The organism is Halomonas sp. E14 (assembly GCF_052568415.1).
This window is the reverse complement of sequence record NZ_CP199423.1, coordinates 2,394,556-2,414,259: the sequence shown is the minus strand read 5'-3', so window position 1 is coordinate 2,414,259 and position 19,704 is coordinate 2,394,556. Positions and strand designations below refer to the sequence as shown.

20 protein-coding genes and 1 tRNA gene are annotated in these 19,704 nt (G+C 65.9%); 8 read left to right on the top strand and 13 right to left on the bottom strand.

Going from position 1 to position 19,704, the window contains the following annotated elements:
• Positions 1-5: 5 nt before the first annotated feature.
• Positions 6-1,175 carry a cell division protein FtsZ gene (gene ftsZ / locus ACT7B3_RS11250; RefSeq protein ID WP_444677303.1) on the top strand — a complete coding sequence of 390 codons (1,170 nt, stop codon included), beginning with the start codon at positions 6-8 and terminating at the stop codon, positions 1,173-1,175.
• Positions 1,176-1,286: 111 nt separating this feature from the next.
• On the top strand, positions 1,287-2,198 hold the full coding sequence (lpxC, locus tag ACT7B3_RS11245; protein WP_444677304.1) for a UDP-3-O-acyl-N-acetylglucosamine deacetylase: 912 nt from the start codon (positions 1,287-1,289) through the stop codon (positions 2,196-2,198).
• Between the two features lie 63 nt (positions 2,199-2,261).
• Here lpxC and bioA read toward each other — a convergent pair whose 3' ends face one another.
• From bioA to bioB, 7 genes are all read right to left on the bottom strand, one after another.
• On the bottom strand, positions 2,262-3,527 hold the full coding sequence (bioA, locus tag ACT7B3_RS11240; RefSeq protein WP_445158004.1) for an adenosylmethionine--8-amino-7-oxononanoate transaminase: 1,266 nt from the start codon (positions 3,525-3,527) through the stop codon (positions 2,262-2,264).
• A 171-nt stretch (positions 3,528-3,698) separates the two neighbouring features.
• Positions 3,699-3,783, bottom strand: a tRNA-Leu gene (locus tag ACT7B3_RS11235).
• A gap of 44 nt (positions 3,784-3,827) precedes the next feature.
• Entirely contained in the window at positions 3,828-4,529 is a 702-nt protein-coding gene (bioD, locus tag ACT7B3_RS11230) for a dethiobiotin synthase (protein WP_445158003.1), read from the bottom strand.
• Positions 4,526-5,335 (bottom strand): methyltransferase domain-containing protein, encoded by an 810-nt coding sequence (locus ACT7B3_RS11225; protein ID WP_445158002.1) that lies wholly within the window; start codon positions 5,333-5,335, stop codon positions 4,526-4,528. The genes bioD and ACT7B3_RS11225 overlap by 4 nt, the downstream gene beginning before the upstream one ends.
• Entirely contained in the window at positions 5,310-6,080 is a 771-nt protein-coding gene (locus ACT7B3_RS11220) for an alpha/beta fold hydrolase (RefSeq protein ID WP_444677306.1), read from the bottom strand. The genes ACT7B3_RS11225 and ACT7B3_RS11220 overlap by 26 nt, the downstream gene beginning before the upstream one ends.
• Positions 6,077-7,237: an 8-amino-7-oxononanoate synthase gene (gene bioF, locus ACT7B3_RS11215; protein WP_444677307.1), complete on the bottom strand. Its 1,161-nt coding sequence runs from the start codon at positions 7,235-7,237 to the stop codon at positions 6,077-6,079. Before bioF ends, ACT7B3_RS11220 begins: the two co-directional genes overlap by 4 nt.
• A 3-nt stretch (positions 7,238-7,240) precedes the next feature.
• Positions 7,241-8,338: a biotin synthase BioB gene (bioB, locus tag ACT7B3_RS11210; RefSeq protein ID WP_445158001.1), complete on the bottom strand. Its 1,098-nt coding sequence runs from the start codon at positions 8,336-8,338 to the stop codon at positions 7,241-7,243.
• Positions 8,339-8,462: 124 nt separating this feature from the next.
• On the opposite strand from bioB, the gene ACT7B3_RS11205 reads away from it, so the two are divergent.
• On the top strand, positions 8,463-9,230 hold the full coding sequence (locus ACT7B3_RS11205; RefSeq protein WP_445158000.1) for a ComF family protein: 768 nt from the start codon (positions 8,463-8,465) through the stop codon (positions 9,228-9,230).
• 74 nt (positions 9,231-9,304) lie between these two features.
• Positions 9,305-10,291, top strand: a complete 987-nt coding sequence (locus ACT7B3_RS11200; protein ID WP_444677308.1) for a serine/threonine protein kinase — start codon at positions 9,305-9,307, stop codon at positions 10,289-10,291.
• 34 nt (positions 10,292-10,325) lie between these two features.
• Here the strand turns inward: ACT7B3_RS11200 and ACT7B3_RS11195 are convergent, their stop codons facing one another.
• Positions 10,326-10,892, bottom strand: a complete 567-nt coding sequence (locus ACT7B3_RS11195) for a hypothetical protein (RefSeq protein WP_445157999.1) — start codon at positions 10,890-10,892, stop codon at positions 10,326-10,328.
• Between the two features lie 270 nt (positions 10,893-11,162).
• Between ACT7B3_RS11195 and folE the strand changes: the two genes are divergently transcribed.
• The 4 genes from folE to ACT7B3_RS11175 all read left to right on the top strand — a co-directional run bounded on the left by folE (position 11,163) and on the right by ACT7B3_RS11175 (position 14,116).
• The gene (gene folE, locus ACT7B3_RS11190; protein ID WP_444677310.1) at positions 11,163-11,720 is read left to right on the top strand and encodes a GTP cyclohydrolase I FolE; all 558 of its coding nucleotides are present in this window, start codon (positions 11,163-11,165) and stop codon (positions 11,718-11,720) included.
• Between the two features lie 66 nt (positions 11,721-11,786).
• A complete protein-coding gene (gene folX, locus ACT7B3_RS11185) occupies positions 11,787-12,197 on the top strand; it encodes a dihydroneopterin triphosphate 2'-epimerase (RefSeq protein WP_444677311.1) in 411 nt (136 codons plus the stop codon).
• Positions 12,198-12,291: 94 nt separating this feature from the next.
• Positions 12,292-12,558, top strand: a complete 267-nt coding sequence (locus ACT7B3_RS11180) for a hypothetical protein (RefSeq protein ID WP_445157998.1) — start codon at positions 12,292-12,294, stop codon at positions 12,556-12,558.
• Positions 12,559-12,658: 100 nt separating this feature from the next.
• Positions 12,659-14,116, top strand: a complete 1,458-nt coding sequence (locus tag ACT7B3_RS11175; RefSeq protein ID WP_445157997.1) for an NAD-dependent succinate-semialdehyde dehydrogenase — start codon at positions 12,659-12,661, stop codon at positions 14,114-14,116.
• 116 nt (positions 14,117-14,232) lie between these two features.
• On the opposite strand, the gene purH is transcribed toward ACT7B3_RS11175, so the two are convergent.
• The 5 genes from purH to accC all read right to left on the bottom strand — a co-directional run bounded on the left by purH (position 14,233) and on the right by accC (position 19,699).
• Positions 14,233-15,816, bottom strand: coding sequence for a bifunctional phosphoribosylaminoimidazolecarboxamide formyltransferase/IMP cyclohydrolase (gene purH / locus ACT7B3_RS11170; protein ID WP_445157996.1), 1,584 nt, complete (start codon positions 15,814-15,816; stop codon positions 14,233-14,235).
• A 54-nt stretch (positions 15,817-15,870) separates the two neighbouring features.
• A complete protein-coding gene (fis, locus tag ACT7B3_RS11165) occupies positions 15,871-16,218 on the bottom strand; it encodes a DNA-binding transcriptional regulator Fis (RefSeq protein ID WP_444677313.1) in 348 nt (115 codons plus the stop codon).
• Positions 16,215-17,258, bottom strand: a complete 1,044-nt coding sequence (dusB, locus tag ACT7B3_RS11160; RefSeq protein ID WP_445157995.1) for a tRNA dihydrouridine synthase DusB — start codon at positions 17,256-17,258, stop codon at positions 16,215-16,217. The genes fis and dusB overlap by 4 nt, the downstream gene beginning before the upstream one ends.
• A gap of 123 nt (positions 17,259-17,381) precedes the next feature.
• Positions 17,382-18,293, bottom strand: coding sequence for a 50S ribosomal protein L11 methyltransferase (prmA, locus tag ACT7B3_RS11155; protein WP_445157994.1), 912 nt, complete (start codon positions 18,291-18,293; stop codon positions 17,382-17,384).
• A 65-nt stretch (positions 18,294-18,358) separates the two neighbouring features.
• On the bottom strand, positions 18,359-19,699 hold the full coding sequence (gene accC, locus ACT7B3_RS11150; protein ID WP_445157993.1) for an acetyl-CoA carboxylase biotin carboxylase subunit: 1,341 nt from the start codon (positions 19,697-19,699) through the stop codon (positions 18,359-18,361).
• Positions 19,700-19,704 lie beyond the last annotated feature (5 nt).

Here is a 19,704-nt window from a genome sequence, read left to right as displayed (position 1 = left end):
GGCTTATGTTCGAACTGGTAGATAGCGCACCCTCGAGCAGTGCGGTCATCAAGGTCGTCGGCGTGGGTGGTGGTGGCGGCAATGCCGTCAACCACATGGTCGAGAGCAACATCGAAGGTGTCGAATTCATCTGTGCCAACACGGATGCCCAGGCGCTGAAGCGGGTCTCGGCCAAGACTGTGCTCCAGCTCGGCAATGAGATCACCAAGGGGCTGGGTGCAGGTGCCAACCCCGAGGTCGGGCGCCAGGCCGCCATGGAAGATCGAGACCGCATCGCCGAGCTGCTCAGTGGTGCCGACATGGTCTTCATCACGGCGGGCATGGGCGGCGGTACCGGTACCGGCGGTGCGCCTGTCGTAGCGCAGGTGGCGAAGGAGCTCGGCATACTCACCGTGGCTGTCGTCACCCGGCCGTTCCCCTTCGAGGGCCCCAAGCGCATGCGCGTTGCCGAAGAGGGCATGAAGGAGCTCTCCGAGCACGTCGACTCGCTGATCACCATTCCCAACGAAAAGCTGCTGTCGGTGCTGGGCAAGAATGCCAGCCTGCTGACCGCGTTCAGCGCGGCCAACGACGTGCTGCTGGGCGCCGTGCAGGGGATCGCCGAACTGATTACCAGCCCCGGCATCATCAACGTGGACTTTGCCGATGTGCGTACCGTGATGTCCGAGATGGGCATGGCGATGATGGGCACCGGCGGCGCCACTGGCGAGAATCGCGCTCGCGAAGCCGCCGAGAAGGCCATCCGCAGCCCGCTGCTGGAGGACATCGACCTGCACGGCGCGCGCGGTATCCTGGTCAACATCACCGCTGGCCCGGACCTCTCCATCGGCGAATTCAACGATGTAGGTGCCACCGTCCAGGAGTTCGCCTCCCAGGACGCCACCATCGTGGTCGGTACTTCCATCGACATGGAAATGTCGGACGAGCTGCGTGTCACCGTGGTGGCGGCGGGGCTGGAGGGTCGTCAGCAGAAGGCGGCAGGGCGCGAGCCGGCCAAGCGCCCCGAGGCGGGAGAGTACCGTCAGCGTGCGCAGCCGTCGCTGCGCCAGCAGAGCGCGGTGGCCAAGGCCGAGCCCCAGGAGGCGGTGAAGCCCCAGCCCGAGAAGCGTCGTGCACCGCACGAGCTTGACGACTACCTGGACATCCCGGCTTTCCTGCGCCGACAGGCTGATTGAAGATTGCTATCGGATGATTAGGCATGGCCAGGAAGGTTCTTTTTGTTGAAACGTGCGTTCGGTGTTATAGTGAACGGTGTTTGATAACTAATAACTGCCTGGCTACTGCCCATGATCAGACAACGAACCCTGCAAAATACCATCCGCGCCACCGGCGTGGGTCTCCACTCGGGCAAGAAGGTCTATCTGACCCTGCGCCCGGCGCCGGTAAATACCGGCATCGTGTTCGTGCGTACCGACCTCGAGCCGGAGGTGCTGATTCCCGCCAACGCCTCGCTGGTCACCGATACCACCCTGTGCACCGCCCTTTCCAAGGATGGCGTCAAGGTGGCGACGGTCGAACACCTGATGTCGGCGCTGGCGGGTCTCGGTATCGACAACGTCTATGTGGATCTCAGCGCTCCTGAAGTGCCGATCATGGACGGTAGCGCGGGCCCTTTCGTCTTCCTGATCCAGTCGGCCGGTATTGCCGAGCAGGAAGCGGCCAAGAAGTTCATCCGCATCAAGCGTGAGGTGGTGGTGCAGGAGAACGGCAAGGAAGCGCGCTTCCTGCCGCATCGCGGCTTCAAGGTTTCGTTTGCCATCGAGTTCGATCACCCGGTGTTCGAAGACCAGAAGCAGACCGCCGTGGTCGATTTCTCCACAACTTCCTTCGTCAAGGAAGTGTCACGGGCCCGTACCTTTGGCTTCATGCGCGACCTCGAGTACCTTCGCGCCAACAATCTGGCGCTGGGTGGCAGTCTGGACAATGCCATCGTGGTCGATGACTATCGCATCGTCAACGAAGGCGGGCTGCGTTACGAGGATGAGTTCGTCAAGCACAAGGTGCTCGATGCGATTGGCGATCTCTACCTGCTGGGCCATAGCCTGATCGGCGAGTTCCGCGGTGTGAAGTCGGGGCATGCGCTGAACAACCAGCTGTGCCGCGCCTTGCTGGCCCAGCCGGACGCCTACGAGGTCGTGACCTTCGAAACCGAACGCGAAGCGTCGCCGATCTCCTACGCTCAGCCTGCGATGGCCTAATACCCCTGGCAGACAGTTATCAAACCGCGGCGCCGCTCTCTCGTTGAGAGCGGCGTCTTGCTGTCAGCGAAACCAGCTCTTCATCACGTCAGTGATCTGACGCATTTCCGCCTCGGAGGTGATATAGGCGGGCATGGTATACAGCCATCGGCCGAACGGGCGAAGCCAGACCCCATGGGTCCTGGCATGGTCGGCCACCCCAGCGAGTGCGGCGGCGTCCTTTACCTCGATCACCGCCGTGGCCCCCAACACGCGCACGTCCTCTACCGCGGGGTGCGAGCGCAGGGCGCGGTCCTGCTCCAGCTCCTGGTCCAGCAGCGCATTGAGCCGGGCGATTTTGCCCAGATAGTCCTCATCCTCGAAGACGGCCAGGCTTTCCAGCGCCACACGGCAGGCCAGCGGGTTACCCATGAAGGTGGGCCCGTGCATGAAGGCATGCTGCGGCGAGTCACCGATGAAGGCGTTATGCACTCGGTCGGTGGCCAACGTGGCGGCATGGCCCAGGTAGCCACCGGTGAGTCCCTTGGAGAGCACCATGATGTCCGGCGTCACCTGCGCGTGGTCAGCCGCGAACCGCTTGCCGGTGCGCCCGAACCCGGTGGCGACCTCGTCGAATACCAGCAGCACGTCGAACTCGTCGCACAGGGCGCGGGCGCCGCGCAGATAGTGCGGTGAGGTCATATTGAGGCCGCCGGCCGCCTGCAGCAGCGGCTCCATCAGCAGGGCGGCGGTTTCGTGGTGATGACGTTCCAGCGCCGTGCGCAGGCGGGCTAGGTCCGCCTCGGCTTCGTCGGGGGAAGCGCTGAACGGTGCGGTGGGCGCCGGGGCGAAGTGGTGCTGCGGGAGGTACCCTGCAAACAGTGAATGCATGCCTTCTTCGGGATCGCAGACCGCCATGCAGCCGCTGGTGTCGCCATGGTAAGCCTTCATCAGCGACAACATGCGGTGCTTTTCAGGCTTGCCACGCAGGTGGTGATACTGCACGGCCATCTTCATCGCCACTTCCATGCCCACCGACCCGCTATCGGAGAAGAACACATGGTTAAGCCCCGTGGGCGTGATTCGCACTAGCTCTCTCGCGAGCCGGTCGGCGGGCTCATGGGTCAGGCCGCCAAGCATCACATGGCAAAGGATGTCGGCCTGCTCCTTCAGCGCGGCCACCAGCCGGGGGTGGCCATAGCCATGGATCATGCACCACCAGGAGCAGGTGGCATCGAGCAGCATTTCGCCGCCCTCCAGCATGAAGCGCGGGCCCTGGCCACCGACGACCTTGGGCGGGCGGGGCTGGGTCGACAGGTGGGCATAGGGGTGCCAGACGGGGGATATCATCGGGCCTCCGAAAGAGCCGGAACGAGCGGATGGGCGAACGAGGCGCGCGACACGTGGCCGTCAACCAGGGGTGCGGCAGGAGCATGACGAACGAGTATCAATGAAACGGGCGGTAATGAAGCGGGGCGAGGAGAACGGCCGCCGCAGGGTACAGAGAAGGAATAACATGAATGGTGCGGATGGGGAGACTTGAACTCCCACGCCCGAAGGCACCAGAACCTAAATCTGGCGTGTCTACCAATTCCACCACATCCGCAGGGTTGTGCAGGCGTCCACATTGTACGGACACATGCTCGCAAGTCAATTGCCATGCGGCAGCTCGAGGTAGGCGATGGCGGCCTCTGGGCGCCTGGCGGCCTTCACCCGGTTCAGGCGTGGCACCACGCCGAGGCAAGGGGCGCCAAGGGTGCGCTCCAAGGTGGCCAGGTTATCGGCAAACAGCGCAGCGTCCCGGGCAAAGGCCGCATCGACGACGCTGCCAGCCCAGCCTGCCAGCCGAGCGCCGTCGGCGCGTATTGCTTCGGCGGTCAACCGTGCGTGATTGAGGCAGCCCAGCTTGAGGCCGACGACCAGGATCACTGGCAATTCGAGCGCCAAGGCGAGCCCGGCCAGCTCTTCCCGCTCATTGAGCGGAACGCGCCAGCCGCCCGCGCCTTCCACGAGGATCAGGTCGCGCTGCTCACGGAGCAGGGGGCTGAGATGGGCACACAGGCCGGCAAGGTCGAGTTCGGCGCCGGCCTGACGGGCGGCCAGGTGCGGCGCGATAGCCGGTTCGAAGGCGAAGGGGTTGACCAGGTCATAGGCGACGGGCGGCACGCTGCGCGCCTGCAGGGCCAGCGCATCGTCGTTGCGCAGTCCATCAGGGGTTGGCAGCGAGCCGGAGGCAATTGGCTTGAGTCCGAGCGTGGTTAAGCCGCGTGAACGGGCCAGGGCCAGCAGCCCGGCGCTGACCAGCGTCTTGCCGGCGTCGGTGTCGGTGCCGGTCACAAAATAGCGCGTCATGGCATTGTGTCCTTGTCGAGCACTAGGGTCAGACAAGCGTAGGTCACCGGCAGGCCCGCCGGCTCACGCAGGGCTTCGTAGCGGGCGCGTGCCTGTTGCAGGGCGGCGCGCCCAGGCGGAGCACCAGGACGGCGCGTATGCGCCCCCACCCCCTTGAGTGAGGCCATCACACCGCCTAGGTCGGCATAGTGGAAGCGAGCCTGATGTTCGATCACCTGCATGCCAGCGAAGCGCGCCCGGATGGCGGCTTTCCGGTGGGCATCGGCGCTGCGGAAGTCGAGCTGTGATGCGGTGCACCCCCAGGCATGGCCGATCTCCTGCAGCGTGCCGGGCCCCAGGGTGTTGATCAGCGCCTTGCCGCCGGGCCGCAGCACCCGGTGCAGCTCTGTGAAGACGGCCTCTAGGTCAAGGCACCACTGGAGGGCCAGATTGGAGAACACGAGGTCGAGCGAGGCCGGTGCGATCGGCAAGGCGGCGGCATCGGCCTGCAGCCACTGTACCGCCTCGCCATGCCGTGCTTGCGCCGTGGCGAGCATGCCGGGGGCAATGTCTAACCCGATGATGCGGCAGTTCGGGCCGAAGCGGGTTTGCAGCCGTTGGCTCCAGTGGCCTGGCCCACAGCCCAGGTCGAGGATGGCGCCCGCCTGCGACGGCAGTCGTTGCCACAGCGCCTGTCCCAGCGCCTGCTGGGCGCCGGCCAGCTGCTCGTACCGGCCCGAGGCATGGCTGAAGGCATCGGCAACCTGCCGGCGCCAGGTGCTGTCATGGCCTGTCGTCAAGTCAGAAAGGCGAGCTGCATGGCTCATCGATAGGCTCCGGGTTCTTGTGGGTCGGTGCATCAGGCGCTTCGCAGGCCGCCAGGGCGAGGGTTTCCAGCGTTCGAGTCAGCCGGGTGGGCGCCGACAGCATCGGACAGTGGCCGCTCCCTTCCAGGGTGATGCTGTCAGGCAACCGGTTCGCGGTGGCAAGCAGCGGGTCCTGGGCGCCGGCCACCTGCCACACGGGGCAAGGCGCCTTTTCCCACCTGCCGCCGAGGTCGAGCTCCGCCAATTGGGTGAGGCCGGCTTCGAGCACGGCAACCGCCGCCCTGGGGCTGGGGCCGATGAGGCCGCTGAGCCGGCGCAGCGCGTCGCGTGGCTCGGGTTCGCCGCGCAGCTGCCAGCGCAGAAAATGACGCCAAGTGGCCAGGGGATCGTGGGAAAACGCCCGGCGGAAGCGGGCCAGCGCATCTGGGGTGACGCCATCGGGGTGGCAGAAGCGGCTGCCCATCCCCAGCAGAACCAGCCCCCGGGGCGGTGGTAAATGCGCCAGCAGCGTACCGGCCAGCAGGCCGCCAAGCGACCAGCCGACCCACAGCGCCTCGGCCGGCAGCTCGGCCGCCATGGCATGGGCCAGTTCGGCGATATCGTTGGGGCGGGCCACTGGTGGCCGCGTGCCGTAGCCGGGCCAGTCGGGTGCCGTCACCTGTACGGTGGGCTCCCAGTAGGGAGCTAGCGGCTGCCAGATATGGGCGTCGATACCCCAGCCCGAGAGCAAGACGATGCGTGTCATCGATGCTCCTCCGCTTGCAAGGTGGCAAGGGCTTCCAGCAGTCTGTCGAGCTGCGACGGCGTATGGCAGGCGCTCAGGGTGATGCGCAGCCGAGCCTGCCCCAGGGGCACTGTGGGCGTACGGATGGCGCCGACCAGGAACCCGGCTTCCCGCAGGCGTTGCGCCCAGCGCAGGGTGCGCTCGGCGTCGTGCAGCAGCAGCGGCTGGATGGGAGTAGGGGAGGCCATCAACGGCAGGCCAAGGCGAGTCGCCTCGCAGCGGAAATGGTCGATCAGGCCATGCAGCCGCTCGCGCCGTTCGGGCTCAGCGGCCAGGATGTCCAGCGCCTTGAGCGTGGCGGTAGCCACGCCTGGTGGCTGGGCGGTGGTGTACACATAGGGCCGGGCGAACTGGATCAGGTGTTCGATCAAGGCCTGGTCACCGGCGACAAAGGCGCCGCCGCTGCCCAGCGCCTTGCCCAAGGTGCCGACCAGCACCGGCACGCGGTCCGTGCCGTGGCGCTGTCCTACGCAGCCGTCTCCCTGATGGCCGAGAACGCCCAATCCATGGGCATCGTCGATCATCAGCCAGGCGCCGTGTCTGGCGCTGAGGGTGCTCAGGCCGGCGATGTCGGCCACATCGCCGTCCATGCTGAATACGCCGTCGCTGACCACGAGCTTGGCGGTGTCGGCCGGGGCCCGGCTCAGCAGTTGCGACAGGTCCTCCAGCGAGCCATGGTGGAAGCGCCGGGAGCGAGCCCCGGCCAGCTTCGCGCCGTCGAGCAGTGAGGCATGGTTGAGGCGGTCTTGGAAGACCAGGGTCTGGTCGTCGCACAGCGCCTGCAGGGTGCCGAGATTGGCCATGTAGCCGGTAGAGAAGAGCAGCGCGCGCGGACGGCCTACCAGGGCGGCGAGCCGCTGTTCCAGCGCCTCATGTACCGCCAGGTGGCCGCTGACCAGGTGCGAGGCGCCGGCACCGCTGCCGAAGCGCCTGGCGCCCTCGGCCTGGGCTTCGGCAAGCCGGGGGTCGCGGGCCAGGCCGAGATAATCGTTGCCGGCAAAGTCGCATAGTGCAGGCGACTGTTCAAAGCAATGACGCTGCCGCCAGAGGCCTTCTGCCTGTCGCCTGGCCGCCCTGTCGGCCAGGCGCGACGCCCAGCCGTCGCTGGCGAGGTTCATGAGTCAGACGCCCTGGGTGGCATCGTAGGCCAGTGCGGCGACGTGCGCCTGCTCGGCCTGGCGCGCCACGGCCGAAGCCAGCTCGGCCTGCTGTCGCTCGTCGTCGCGGCAGGTGTCGCGACGCTCGGGGTGTAGGCCAAGCTTGCGGAACAGCTCGCGATCGCGGCTAGCCTGGGGGTTCGCGGTGGTCAGCAGGCGCTCGCCGTAGAAGATCGAATTGGCACCGGCGAGGAAGGCGAGGGCCTGCGTCGATTCGCTCATCTGCTCGCGACCGGCCGAGAGTCGCACATGGCTGGCTGGCATCAAAATGCGCGCCACGGCGATGGCACGGATGAAATCCAGGGGATCCAGGTCTTCGACATCTTCCAGCGGGGTGCCGGCTACCTTGACCAGCATGTTGATCGGCACGGATTCCGGGTGCGGCTGCAGTCGGGCCAGCTGCTGCAGCAGCGCGGCGCGGTCGCGAGGCGCTTCGCCCAGGCCCAGGATGCCACCCGCACAGACCTTCATGCCGGCATCGCGCACGTTGGCCAGGGTCTCGAGCCGGTCGGTATAGCGGCGCGTGGTAATGATCTCGCCATAGTAGTCGGGCGAGGTGTCGAGGTTGTGGTTGTAGTAATCCAGCCCGGCCTGCGCCAGCTGCTGCGCCTGCTCGGGGTCCACCATGCCGAGCGTCATGCAAGTCTCGAGCCCCAGCGCCTTGACGCGGCGCACCATCTCCAGCACCACCTCCAGGTCCTTCTGGCGCGGGCTGCGCCAGGCCGCGCCCATGCAGAAACGGCTGGCGCCAGCCTCCTGGGCGGCCTTGGCCTGCTCGATGACTTTTTCGATGGCGAGCAGCTTTTCCTTGTCCAGGCCGGTCGTATAGTGGGCGGATTGCGGGCAGTACTTGCAGTCCTCCGGACAGGCGCCTGTCTTGATCGACAGCAGGGTAGACACCTGCACCGCGTTGGGGTCGAAGTGCTGGCGATGCACCTGCTGGGCCTGGAACAGCAGGTCATTGAAGGGCAGGGCAAACAGCGCTTCAATCTCTTCCAACGTCCAGTCATGGCGAACCGTGGATGTCGTCGGAGCAGGCGAGGTGACGAATTCTGCTGGCATGGCACCCTCTTGTCGTGCAGTCATCTTTTGTAAATCGAAATGTTGACGGTGAGATTACGCCAACGGGAGTTTCTGTCAACCATGGAGAATGGTGAATGTTGACGGAGGGGCAGTGAAGCGCCGAATGGGTTGGCAAACGGCAGGCTGGCGGAGCCTCGCCTGGCATCGCTTCCGGCAACGGCTGGAGGGTGGGTTGCGCCTGGCGATGCCGGGCCGCTGCAATTTCTGCCTGGCGCCGGCCGAGCCGGGTCACTCCTGGTGTGCGCCCTGTTTCGAATCCTTGAGCTGGAATACGCCGGCCTGCCCGGGGTGCGCCGAACCTAAGCCGCCGGGCTCGCTGGAGGGGCGTCGCTGCGGACGCTGCCTGGTGCAGTGCCCCGCCTATCGGCGGGCCTGGGTGCCGTTGCGCTACGAGGGTGACGTGGCGCGGCTCATGCAGCGGTTCAAGTTTCATGCATCGCCGCGGGCTGGAGCGGTGCTGTTGGAGCTGTTCTTGAGTGGCCTGCCGGAACCAGCGGTGCGCCATCCGCAGGCATTGATGCCGGTGCCGCTGCACAGCCAGCGCGCCCGCGAGCGCGGATTCGACCAGGCCGAGTGGCTGACCCGGCGGCTGGCGCACCGCCTAGGGTTACCACTGTGCCAGGCACAGCGCCGCCAGGCCACGCCCTCTCAGCGCGGCCTTGGCCGCGACGAGCGCATGCGAAACCTGCGCCAGGCGTTTCACGTCGAAGAGCCTCTGCCCTTGCGGCTTACGCTCATCGACGATGTCATGACCACAGGAGCGACGCTGGACGCCCTGGCTGAGGCCTGCCGCGCGGCGGGGGCCACCGAGGTGGAGGTGTGGGCATTCGCACGTACGCCTGCACCCGGTGTCGCCACCACCGGCGGGTAACGGCGTGACCCGTATGCTGCTACCATGCCGGTCGCTTCCTGTTTCCTGTGGTCCATGCTTTGCCGAGGAGTTTCATGCCGCGCGCCACTCACCCATTTGCCGATCTTTCTCCCGCCCGCGTCGTCTCCGTGGTGGAATCCTTGGGCTTCTGGCTACCAGGCGAGCCGTATGCGCTGAACAGCTACGAGAATCGCGTCTTCCTCATGCACGATGACGACGGTCGGCGCTGGGTCGCCAAGTTCTACCGGCCGGCGCGCTGGAGCGATAGCCAGATCCAGGAAGAGCACGATTTCCTGCGTGAGCTGCAGGCGGCTGGGGTGCGCGTGTCGGCCCCCTGGCAGGACGAGCAGGGGCGGACCCTACATAGGGCGGAAGGGTTCCGCTTTGCGCTCTTTGCCCAGGTGCCGGGGCAGGCGCCTGAGCTGGAGGACCCGGCGCAGCTCTTTGCCATGGGCGAGCTGATCGGTGAGCTGCATGCCGTAAGCGAGCGAAAGGCCTTCGTCCATCGCCAGCGCCTCGATTTCGAGGGCATGGCCGGCGAAGCGCAGCGAGAGGTGCTGGCAAGCCCCTGGCTCGACCGGCGCCAGCGCCAGGCCTACGAGCGCATCAGCGATGCCCTGCGCAAAGCGTTGGCGCCTTGTGCCGAGGTGAGCCGGGGGGCGATACGCGTACACGGCGACTGCCATATCGGCAACGTGCTGGGGCGTGACGAAGTCTTCACCCTGGTCGACTTCGATGACTGCATGATGGCGCCGGCGATTCAGGATCTATGGATGCTGTTGACCGCGCAGCATGAAGACGAGTGGCGAATGCAGCTTTCCGAGGTGCTGGAGGGCTACGAGCAGTTTCGCGAGTTCGATCGCAGGGAACTCGCTCTGATCGAGCCGCTGCGCACCCTGCGCTTGATGCGCCACAGCGCCTGGCTGGTGGCGCGCTGGGAGGACCCCGCCTTCCCGCCGGCGTTTCCTTGGTTGGCCGAGGCTAGCTACTGGGATGACCATATCCGGATGCTGGAGCAGCAGCGCCAGGCGCTGGAGCATGGCCCGCGCTGGCTGGCGTGAGCGGGCACATCCTGGATGCACCCGCCCTGCAGGATCAGTTGGCGTCGGGGTTCGGGCGCTCGGCGGGGATCGGGTTGGCCACGCCTCGGCCATCGGCTTGGCGGCGCTGTTCGTTGATCCTCGCGCCGGGATTGTCCTGCTGCTCGACGGTCAGTGGGCTCGCCAGCTGCAGGTAGAAGGCCTGGTCGGGCGTCACGCTGCAGCGGTCTTCCTCGCAGACCGCCAGGCCGAAGCTACCATCCTGTTCGTAGGCTGCCGCCGAGAGTTCGCCGCTGTAGATCTCGCTCTCGCTGCCGTTGGTCTGGATGCAAGTCAGCGCCTTGGTGGTGATCCGCATGCGCTCGCCTTCCACTCTGGCATCACCCACCACAATGCAATATTCCGGTAGCTCATGGCTGGCCTGTGAACTGCCGCTAACGGCCGGGCGCAGCAGGATGTCATCGCGGCGGGGCTGCTCGGCGTCCAGTGACACCACATCGATGACGGACATGGCGAGACGCGCGTCGGCTGGCAGCGAGAGGGTGGCGGCGGAAGCGACCAGGGGAAGGGTCATCAGCGCCAGACCGCCAGCCATAGTCATCAAGTCGGAAATTTTGATCATGAGCAAACTCTCGATAGACACGGCTGCTTACCGCGCAGCCTCAATATTGGCAGTCTAACATAGCCGCGTATTGCCGACAGCGTCTGCAATGCCGCAGCGGTGGGCGCTGCGTGGCGCTTCGGGACTGCGATGGCCACTTCCCTTGCGTTAGAATGGCAGGCTTATTGGCACGCATATTGTGCGTTCGAATAAAACTGTATATGTTTTGTATAACAATGATGGCCAGGCCATCGCACTCCCCTGTTCTGCTTTCACCAGGATCGCCTGACCATGACCGAAGAACTTGCCAGCTACTACCGCCAGATCATCCTCGACCTGGGCGAAGACCCCGAACGAGAAGGGTTGCGCGATACGCCCAAGCGGGCCGCCAAGGCCATGCAGTTCCTCACCCGCGGCTATGCTCAGACCCTGGAGGAGATCGTCAACGGGGCCGTCTTCGCTTCCGAAACCGACGAGATGGTGCTGGTCAAAGACATCGAGCTCTACTCCATGTGCGAGCACCACCTGCTGCCCTTCATCGGCAAGTGCCATATCGCCTACCTGCCCAGCGGCAAGGTGCTCGGCCTGTCGAAGTTTGCCCGTATCGTGGACATGTACGCCCGGCGCATGCAAATCCAGGAAAACCTGACCCGGCAGATCGCCGAGGCCGTGCAGCAGGTCACCCAGGCGCACGGCGTGGCGGTAGTGGTGGAGGCGCGCCACCTGTGCATGATGATGCGCGGCGTGGAGAAGCAGAACTCCAGCATGACCTCATCGGTGATGCTCGGCGCCTTTCGTGAGAAGCAGAGCACGCGACAGGAGTTCCTGACCCTGGTGGGTGGACGCTGAGCCAGATGCCGCGACAGAGCGAGCGATGTGTCGCCCTACATTGAATGCCGCCACGGAGTCACGAGCATGACGCTGCATGCGCTGAACGACCAGCACTTCGACCATGACCTGGCGACCATCCGCATCAAGAACCTGCGGCTGCGTACCTTTATCGGCATCAAGGAAGACGAGATCGCCAACCGCCAGGATGTGATCATCAACGCCGTGATTCGCTATCGCGCCGACCAGGCCGTGGCCTTCAACCGGATCGAGCAGGCGCTCAACTACCGCACCATCACCAAGGCACTGATTGCCCTGGTCGAGGAGAACCGCTTCCTGCTGCTCGAGCGCATGACCCGTGAGGTGCTCGACCTGATCATGTCGCACCAGCAGGTGCTGACCGCCCAGGTGGAGATCGACAAGCCCCATGCGCTGCGCTTCGCCGATTCCGTCTCGGTAACGCTCTCGTCGAGCCGGGAGCCGCGTCGCACTGGTTGAACTCGGCGCCCGGGCGTTCATCTGGGCCTCAATTTGGTGTCTCGCCGACTTTGCGCTTAGCATGGGGTAACGCCAGTTGCCGAGAGTCAAGCCGTTGCCAAGCGATCCCCTCACTCCTTCCAAGCGCCAGCGCTACTCCCCCTGGGCCATGACCGCCATCGTTACGGCGCTGCTGGCCCTGCTGTTCGAGGGTAGCCTGCCTCCGCTGACGATTGCGGCGGCCCTGTTCGCCCTGCTGGGGCTGCGCCAGATCAGGCGCGAGCCCGACCGCTACACCGGTCGGGCCTTCTGCTGGATCGCCATTGCCCTGGCACTGATTCTCGCCATCCTGACCGCCATGCTAGAGCCCGCCGTACCATGAGAGCGGCAGGGGAGGGGCGCGATGCGCTGCTGCGAGACAAAACGGACTGCCTGCGCCCAGGCACATTGACAACAGGCCAGCCAATGGCCGGGAGAGACACATGGAAGCTCTGAAGGAAACGCAGCTCTACTGCCCTTTCGCGTATATCGACGGTAGCTGGGTCGCCGCAGACAGCGGCGAGCAGATCGAGGTAACCAACCCGGCTACCGGCGAGGTCTTCGGTACCGTGCCGCGCCTCGGACGTGCCGAGACCGAGCGCGCCATCGAGGCGGCGGATGCGGCCTTGGTCGGCTGGCGTGCGCTCACCGCACAGGAGCGTGCCGACATCCTGATGAAGTGGTACGACCTGATGATGGAGCACCAGGACGACCTGGCCCTGCTAATGACCTACGAGCAGGGCAAGCCGCTCAAGGAGGCGGCCGGAGAGATCGCCTACGCCGCAAGCTTCCTGCGCTGGTATGCCGAGGAGGCGCGGCGTATCTACGGCGAGACCATTCCTGCCGCCAAGCCCAACCAGCGCATCGTGGTCACCAAGCAGCCGGTGGGCGTCGTCGGTGCCATCACGCCGTGGAACTTTCCCGCTGCCATGATCACCCGCAAGGCCGGGGCAGCCTTGGCAGCAGGCTGTACCATCGTGGTCAAGCCGGCCAGCCAGACCCCCTTCTCGGCGACGGCCCTGGCGCTGCTGGCCGAGCGGGCCGGCATTCCCCGCGGCGTGTTCAACGTGGTGCCGGGGCGCGCCGGCGAAATCGCCACGGCGATGACCGAATCGCCGCTGGTGCGCAAGATCACTTTCACCGGTTCCACTGAGGTGGGGCGCCAGCTGATGTCGCAGGCGTCGCGGCACATTCAGAAGATCTCGCTGGAGCTGGGCGGCAATGCGCCGTTTCTGGTGTTCGAGGACGCCGACCTGGATGCCGCGGTGGAGGGCGCCATGGCAGCCAAGTTCCGCAATGCCGGGCAGACCTGCATCTGCACCAATCGCTTCCTGGTGCATTCCAGCGTAATCAACGCCTTCTGCGAGAAGCTCGCCGTGGCCATGAACAGCGAGCTGAAGGTTGGCGACGGCACGCAGCCCCAGGTCAACATCGGCCCGCTCATCGACGACAAGGCGGTGGCCAAGGTCAGCGAGCATGTGCACGATGCCCTCGACAAGGGCGCCGAGCTGCTGCTGGGCGGCCACCCCCACCCGCTGGGCGGCAATTTCTTTACGCCCACGCTGATCAGCTTCGCCAGTGGCGACATGAAGGTGGCCCAGGAGGAAACCTTCGGTCCGCTGGCGGCCGTCTTTCCGTTCGATGACGAGGAAGATGCCGTGCAGATGGCCAACGACACCGAGTACGGCCTCGCCTCCTATCTCTATTCGCGTGACCTCGGCCGCGTCTGGCGTGTGGCGGATGCGCTGGAGTACGGCATGGTGGGCATCAATACCGGGTTGATCTCCAATACTGCAGCGCCGTTCGGAGGCGTCAAGGCTTCCGGGCTCGGCCGCGAGGGTGGCCACCAGGGAATCGAAGAATTCCTCGAAACCAAGTACCTCTGCTTCGATCTGGGCTGAGAGTCTCGCCGAGGCGGGTACCGCGCTTCGTGTAAAACAGAACACCCCCAGCGGCGCGAGCCGCTGGGGGTGTCGTGGTCAAGCGAGTGAAAACGGCGGCGCGGCGGCCGACAACTTCAATGCTTGAAGTGGCGCATCCCGGTGAACACCATGGCGATGCCTGCCTCGTTGGCGGCGTCGATCACTTCCTGGTCGCGCATGGAGCCGCCGGGCTGGATCACCGCGGTGATGCCGGCCGCTGCCGCGGCATCGATGCCGTCGCGGAACGGGAAGAAGGCGTCCGAGGCCATCACCGAGCCGGGCACCGAGAGGCCCTCGTCGGCGGCCTTGATACCGGCGATCTTGGCCGAGTAGACGCGGCTCATCTGGCCGGCGCCGACGCCGATGGTCTGCCCGTCCTTGGCGTAGACGATGGCGTTGGACTTGACGTACTTGGCCACCTTCCAGGCAAAGGCCAGGTCGCGCATCTCCTGCTCGCTGGGCACGCGCTCGCTGACCACGGTCAGCTCGTCGCGGCCGACCATGCCGAGGTCGCGGTCCTGCACCAGCAGCCCGCCGGTGACGCGCTTGAAGTCGTGGGCGTGCTCACGCTCGCCGGGCCAGTTGTCGCCGACGTCGAGCAGGCGCACGTTCTGCTTCTCGGCGACGATGGCCAGGGCAGCTTCCTCGACGCCGGGGGCGATGATCACCTCGACGAACTGGCGGTCGATAATGGCGCGGGCGGTTTCGGCGTCCAGCGGGCGGTTGAAGGCGATGATGCCGCCGAAGGCGCTGGTGGGGTCGGTGGCGAAGGCCTTGTCGTAGGCTTCACGGGGCGAGGCGCCAACCGCCACGCCACAGGGGTTGGCGTGCTTGACGATCACGCAGGCGATGTCGGTGAAGCTCTTGACGCACTCGAAGGCGGCGTCGGTGTCGGCCACGTTGTTGAACGAGAGCTCCTTGCCCTGCAGCTGGCGGGCGGTGGCGACGCTTGCCTCGCGGGCGTCGGCCTCGACGTAGAAGGCCGCGCTCTGATGCGGATTCTCGCCATAGCGCATGGCCTGCTTCTTGATGAACTGCACGTTGTAGGTGCGCGGGAAGCCATCCTCGCCGCCGGGCACGCGCTGTCCCAGGTAGTCGGCGATGGCGGCATCGTAGCCGGCGGTGTGCTCGAAGGCCTTCACTGCCAGGTCGAAGCGGGTGGCATGGCTCACCGCGCCGCTGCCCGAGTCGATCTCGGCCAGCACGCGATCATAGTCGCCGGCATCCACCACGATGGTGGTGTGGGCGTGGTTCTTGGCACAGGCGCGCACCATGGTCGGGCCGCCGATGTCGATGTTTTCGATGGCGTCCTCGAGCGTGCAGTCCGGCTTGGCGACGGTCTGGGCGAAGGGGTAGAGGTTGACCACCACCATGTCGATGGGCGCAATGTCGTGCTCGGCCATCACCGCGTCGTCCTGGCCGCGGCGACCGAGGATGCCGCCGTGGATCTTCGGATGCAGAGTCTTGACCCGACCGTCCATGATCTCGGGGAAGCCGGTGTGCTCCGATACTTCGCGTACCGCAATTCCGTTTTCCTGCAGCAGGCGGAAGGTGCCGCCGGTGGAAAGCAGCGCGACACCGCGTTCACTGAGGCCCCGGGCGAAGTCGACGATGCCGGTCTTGTCGGAGACGCTGAGCAGGGCGCGGCGAACCGGTGAAGGAGTGGGAGTATCGGCCATGGTGCGTTGCAACTCTTAGTCGGAGTGAAGGAAGGGCGGCGGGCGGCTGCCGTGTCAGATCAGGTCGTGCTGCTTGAGCTTCTTGCGCAACGTGCCCCGGTTGAGTCCCAGGATCTCGGCCGCGCGCGTCTGGTTGCCTTGGGTATAGTCCATGACCGCGGCCATCAGTGGGGCCTCCACTTCGGCCATGACCATGGCGTAGAGATCGGTGACGGTACCGCCATCGAGATGGTCGAAGTAGCGGCGCATCGCCACATCCACGGCTTCGCGCAGGGGCTGTTCGGCCAGGCTTCCACCCGCTGCGGCAGCGGCGACCGCTGCGGCTTCCGGGGGCAGGTCGGCGCAGGCGCCGCCGTCGAGATTCGTCAGGTCCGGGTTCGGATTGATAGCGTCACGATTCATGCGGCATGGATTCCGTTCGCTGCCCACGAAGCCTCACGCTCGCTCCGGGGACGAAATAGGTCATCGATGAAGTGATACTGGTCGTCGGGCGTTTCCAGGCCATTGAATGCCGCTCTGAGCAGATGCTGCTGTTCGGCATCGAGGCGCCGGTCGGCGGCGAGATACCAGCCCAGATGCTTGCGCGCGATGCGCACGCCCATGCGCTCCCCATAGAAGTCGTGCAGGGCTTTCACGTGCTGGTGCAGCACCTCGGCGCGCTCGTCCGTGGTGGGCGGGGCTCGCCGCTCGCCGTGGCGCAGGAAGTGGTCGATTTCTCGGAACAGCCAAGGGTTACCCTGGGCGGCGCGGCCGATCATCACCGCATCCGCCCCAGTATAGTCCAGAACCCATGCGGCCTTTTCAGGCGAATCGATATCGCCGTTGGCAAACACCGGGATGCGCACCGCCTGCTTGATGGCGGCGATGGTGTCGTACTCGGCCTCGCCGCTGAAGCGCTGCTGGCGATGGCGGCCGTGGACGGCCAGCGCCTGGATGCCGGCCTCCTGAGCGATATGGGCAATACGCACGCCATTGTTGCTGTCGGCGCACCAGCCGGTGCGGATCTTCAGGGTGACAGGCACAGCCACGGCGGCCACCACGGCATCGAGGATCTCGCCGACCAGGGCTTCATCGCGCAGCAGCGCTGAGCCGGCCGCCTTGTTGCAAACCTTCTTCGCGGGGCAGCCCATGTTGAGATCGATGATCTCGGCGCCCTGGGTAGCGTTGAGGCGGGCGGCTTCGGCCAGCATCGCCGCATCGCCGCCGGCGATCTGAATCGCTCTGGGCCCAGGTTCGCCGCGATGGTCCATCCGCTGTCGCGACTTGCGGGTATGCCAGAGCGAAGGGTCGCTGGTCACCATCTCGCCCACGACCAGCCCGGCGCCGAGGCGGCGGCAGAGCTGGCGGAACGGCCGATCGGTCACGCCGGCCATCGGGGCGAGAATGACCCGGTTGGGCAGGCGGTGGCAGCCGATCTGCGGCAGGGGGCGGCTTGGGGTCATGATATGGCCTGAGGATTCGGGGGGCATATCATACGCCTCTAACGCATGGGGGTGAAGGGCTGGCCGACGAGGGTGCGGGCAGTGAAGCCTATGCCCGGCGCTCGGTCGATCGGTGCGTCAAGGCTATGGCCGGTAGCCGCTCAGCCTTGCCCAGCCGTCGCGCAGCTCGGGGTTTTCCATCCTGAGCCCCTGCGCCTGGTAGGCGTCGAGCACCTCGTCGGCCTGGTGCGCCAGGATGCCGGACAGCGCCAGGCGCCCGCCGTGGGCCACATGGCCGGCGATGGTGGGCGCAAGCGTGACCAGCGGGCCGGCCAGGATATTGGCCACCACCACCGGAAAGCGCCGGCTGGCCGCCAACTGTTCGGGATAGCACAGCGTGAACGCCTCCTCGGCAATGTCGTTGCGCTCGGCATTGTCGCGGCTGGCCTGCAGCGCCTGCGGGTCGATGTCCGTGCCGGTGGCCGTGGCGGCGCCAAGCTTGAGCGCGGCGATGGCAAGAATGCCCGAACCACAGCCCACGTCGAGCACTGCCTTGCCGTCCAGGCCACCTTCCAGCGCCAGGCCGTCGAGCCACTCCAGGCACATCGCGGTGGTGGGGTGGGTGCCGGTGCCGAAGGCGAGTCCCGGATCGAGATGCAGGTTGACCGCGTCGGCTTCAGGAGGTACGTGCCAGCTCGGCACGATCCACAGCCGCTGGCCCATGCGCAGCGGCTGGAAATCCTCCATCCATTCGCGCTCCCAGTCGCGGTCGGCCACCAGTTCATGCTCGATCTCGGGGCAGGGTTCACCGGGCATGCTCTCGGCCCAGGCGGCGGCTAGCCGCTCGAGCATATCCTGCAGCCCTTCCAGATCGTCATAGAGGCCGGTGAGCACCGTCTCGTTCCACAGTGGCGTGGTACCGCGCTCCGGTTCGAATACCGGGTCGTCGTGGGCATCCTGCAGGGTAATGGCGGTGGCGCCTTCGGCCAGCAGCAGCTCCTCGAGCAGTTCAGCCTGCTCCGGAGCGATGCGCGCCTTGAGTTGCAGCCAGGGCATGTCGGCTTGTCTCCATGCGTAACGCAACGGGGTGGCCGTAGCCACCCCGTGGTGAGAGAACCCGCTCAGGAGGCGAGCTTCTTCTCCAGATAGTGAATGTTGATGCCGCCCTGCTGGAAATGGCCGTCGCGGACCAGGTCCTTGTGCAGGTCGATGTTGGTTTTGATGCCTTCCACCAGCAGCTCGTCGAGCCCGTTGCGCATGCGCGTCAGGGCGATCTCGCGGCTGTCGCCCCAGGTGATGAGCTTGCCGATCAGCGAGTCATAGTGGGGCGGCACGGTATAGCCGGTGTAGAGGTGGGAATCCATGCGCACGCCCAGGCCGCCCGGCGGGTGGTAAAGGGTCACCTTGCCCGGCGACGGCAGGAAGGTGCGGGCATCCTCGGCGTTGATGCGGCATTCGAACGCATGGCCGTTAAGCTTGACGTCCTCCTGGCGAATGGACAGCGGCAGGCCCGAGGCGATGCGCAGCTGTTCGCGCACGATGTCTACGCCGGTGACCATCTCGGTGACCGGATGCTCCACCTGGACACGGGTGTTCATCTCGATGAAGAAGAAGTTGCCATCTTCGTAAAGAAACTCGAAGGTACCGGCGCCACGGTAGTCGATCTCGATGCAGGCCTGGCGACAGGCTTCCAGCACGTTGGCGCGGGCCTCGGGGTCGATACCGGGGGCAGGCGCCTCTTCGAGCACCTTCTGGTGCCGGCGCTGCAGCGAGCAGTCGCGGTCGTAGAGATGAATGGCGTTGCCCTGGCCGTCGGCCAGCACCTGTACCTCGACGTGGCGTGGACGCTCGAGAAACTTCTCCATGTACACCGTGCCGTCGCCGAAGGCGGCATGGGCCTCGGTGCGGGTCACGGTGATGGCAGACAGCAGGTGGCCCTCGGTGTGCACCACGCGCATGCCGCGCCCGCCGCCGCCGGCGGCGGCCTTGATGATCACCGGATAGCCGATGCGCCGGGCAATGGCCATGTTCTCGGCCTCGTCGTCGCCTAGCGGGCCATCGGAGCCGGGCACGGTCGGTACCCCAGCCTTCTTCATGGCCTCGATGGCGCTGACCTTGTCGCCCATCAGGCGGATGGTGTCGGCCCGCGGGCCGATGAAAACGAAGCCGGAGCGTTCCACCTGCTCGGCGAAGTTGGCGTTCTCGGAGAGAAAACCGTAGCCGGGGTGGATGGCGCTCGAATCGGTGACTTCTGCCGCGCTGATTAGCGCCGGGATGTTGAGATAGGACTGGGCCGAGGGGGCCGGCCCGATGCACACGGCCTCGTCGGCCAGGCGCACGTGCATCAGCTCGCGATCGGCCTTGGAGTGAACCGCAACGGTCTTGATGCCCAGTTCCTTGCAGGCGCGCAGGATACGCAGGGCAATCTCGCCGCGGTTGGCGATGAGAACCTTGTCCAGCATAGGGA

Excerpts from the sequence above, each read along its gene's own strand:
- ACT7B3_RS11225 (WP_445158002.1), bottom strand. The coding sequence starts at position 5,335 with ATGAGCCATGCAGCTCGCCTTTCTGACTTGACGACAGGCCATGACAGC.
- dusB (WP_445157995.1), bottom strand. The coding sequence starts at position 17,258 with ATGACCCCAAGCCGCCCCCTGCCGCAGATCGGCTGCCACCGCCTGCCC.
- accC (WP_445157993.1), bottom strand. The coding sequence starts at position 19,699 with ATGCTGGACAAGGTTCTCATCGCCAACCGCGGCGAGATTGCCCTGCGT.
- ftsZ (WP_444677303.1), top strand. The coding sequence starts at position 6 with ATGTTCGAACTGGTAGATAGCGCACCCTCGAGCAGTGCGGTCATCAAG.
- bioF (WP_444677307.1), bottom strand. The coding sequence starts at position 7,237 with ATGAACCTCGCCAGCGACGGCTGGGCGTCGCGCCTGGCCGACAGGGCG.
- ACT7B3_RS11195 (WP_445157999.1), bottom strand. The coding sequence starts at position 10,892 with ATGATCAAAATTTCCGACTTGATGACTATGGCTGGCGGTCTGGCGCTG.
- ACT7B3_RS11220 (WP_444677306.1), bottom strand. The coding sequence starts at position 6,080 with ATGACACGCATCGTCTTGCTCTCGGGCTGGGGTATCGACGCCCATATC.
- bioB (WP_445158001.1), bottom strand. The coding sequence starts at position 8,338 with ATGCCAGCAGAATTCGTCACCTCGCCTGCTCCGACGACATCCACGGTT.
- folE (WP_444677310.1), top strand. The coding sequence starts at position 11,163 with ATGACCGAAGAACTTGCCAGCTACTACCGCCAGATCATCCTCGACCTG.
- prmA (WP_445157994.1), bottom strand. The coding sequence starts at position 18,293 with ATGCCCTGGCTGCAACTCAAGGCGCGCATCGCTCCGGAGCAGGCTGAA.
- fis (WP_444677313.1), bottom strand. The coding sequence starts at position 16,218 with ATGAATCGTGACGCTATCAATCCGAACCCGGACCTGACGAATCTCGAC.
- ACT7B3_RS11175 (WP_445157997.1), top strand. The coding sequence starts at position 12,659 with ATGGAAGCTCTGAAGGAAACGCAGCTCTACTGCCCTTTCGCGTATATC.
- folX (WP_444677311.1), top strand. The coding sequence starts at position 11,787 with ATGACGCTGCATGCGCTGAACGACCAGCACTTCGACCATGACCTGGCG.
- ACT7B3_RS11200 (WP_444677308.1), top strand. The coding sequence starts at position 9,305 with ATGCCGCGCGCCACTCACCCATTTGCCGATCTTTCTCCCGCCCGCGTC.
- purH (WP_445157996.1), bottom strand. The coding sequence starts at position 15,816 with ATGGCCGATACTCCCACTCCTTCACCGGTTCGCCGCGCCCTGCTCAGC.
- bioA (WP_445158004.1), bottom strand. The coding sequence starts at position 3,527 with ATGATATCCCCCGTCTGGCACCCCTATGCCCACCTGTCGACCCAGCCC.
- bioD (WP_445158003.1), bottom strand. The coding sequence starts at position 4,529 with ATGACGCGCTATTTTGTGACCGGCACCGACACCGACGCCGGCAAGACG.
- lpxC (WP_444677304.1), top strand. The coding sequence starts at position 1,287 with ATGATCAGACAACGAACCCTGCAAAATACCATCCGCGCCACCGGCGTG.
- ACT7B3_RS11205 (WP_445158000.1), top strand. The coding sequence starts at position 8,463 with ATGGGTTGGCAAACGGCAGGCTGGCGGAGCCTCGCCTGGCATCGCTTC.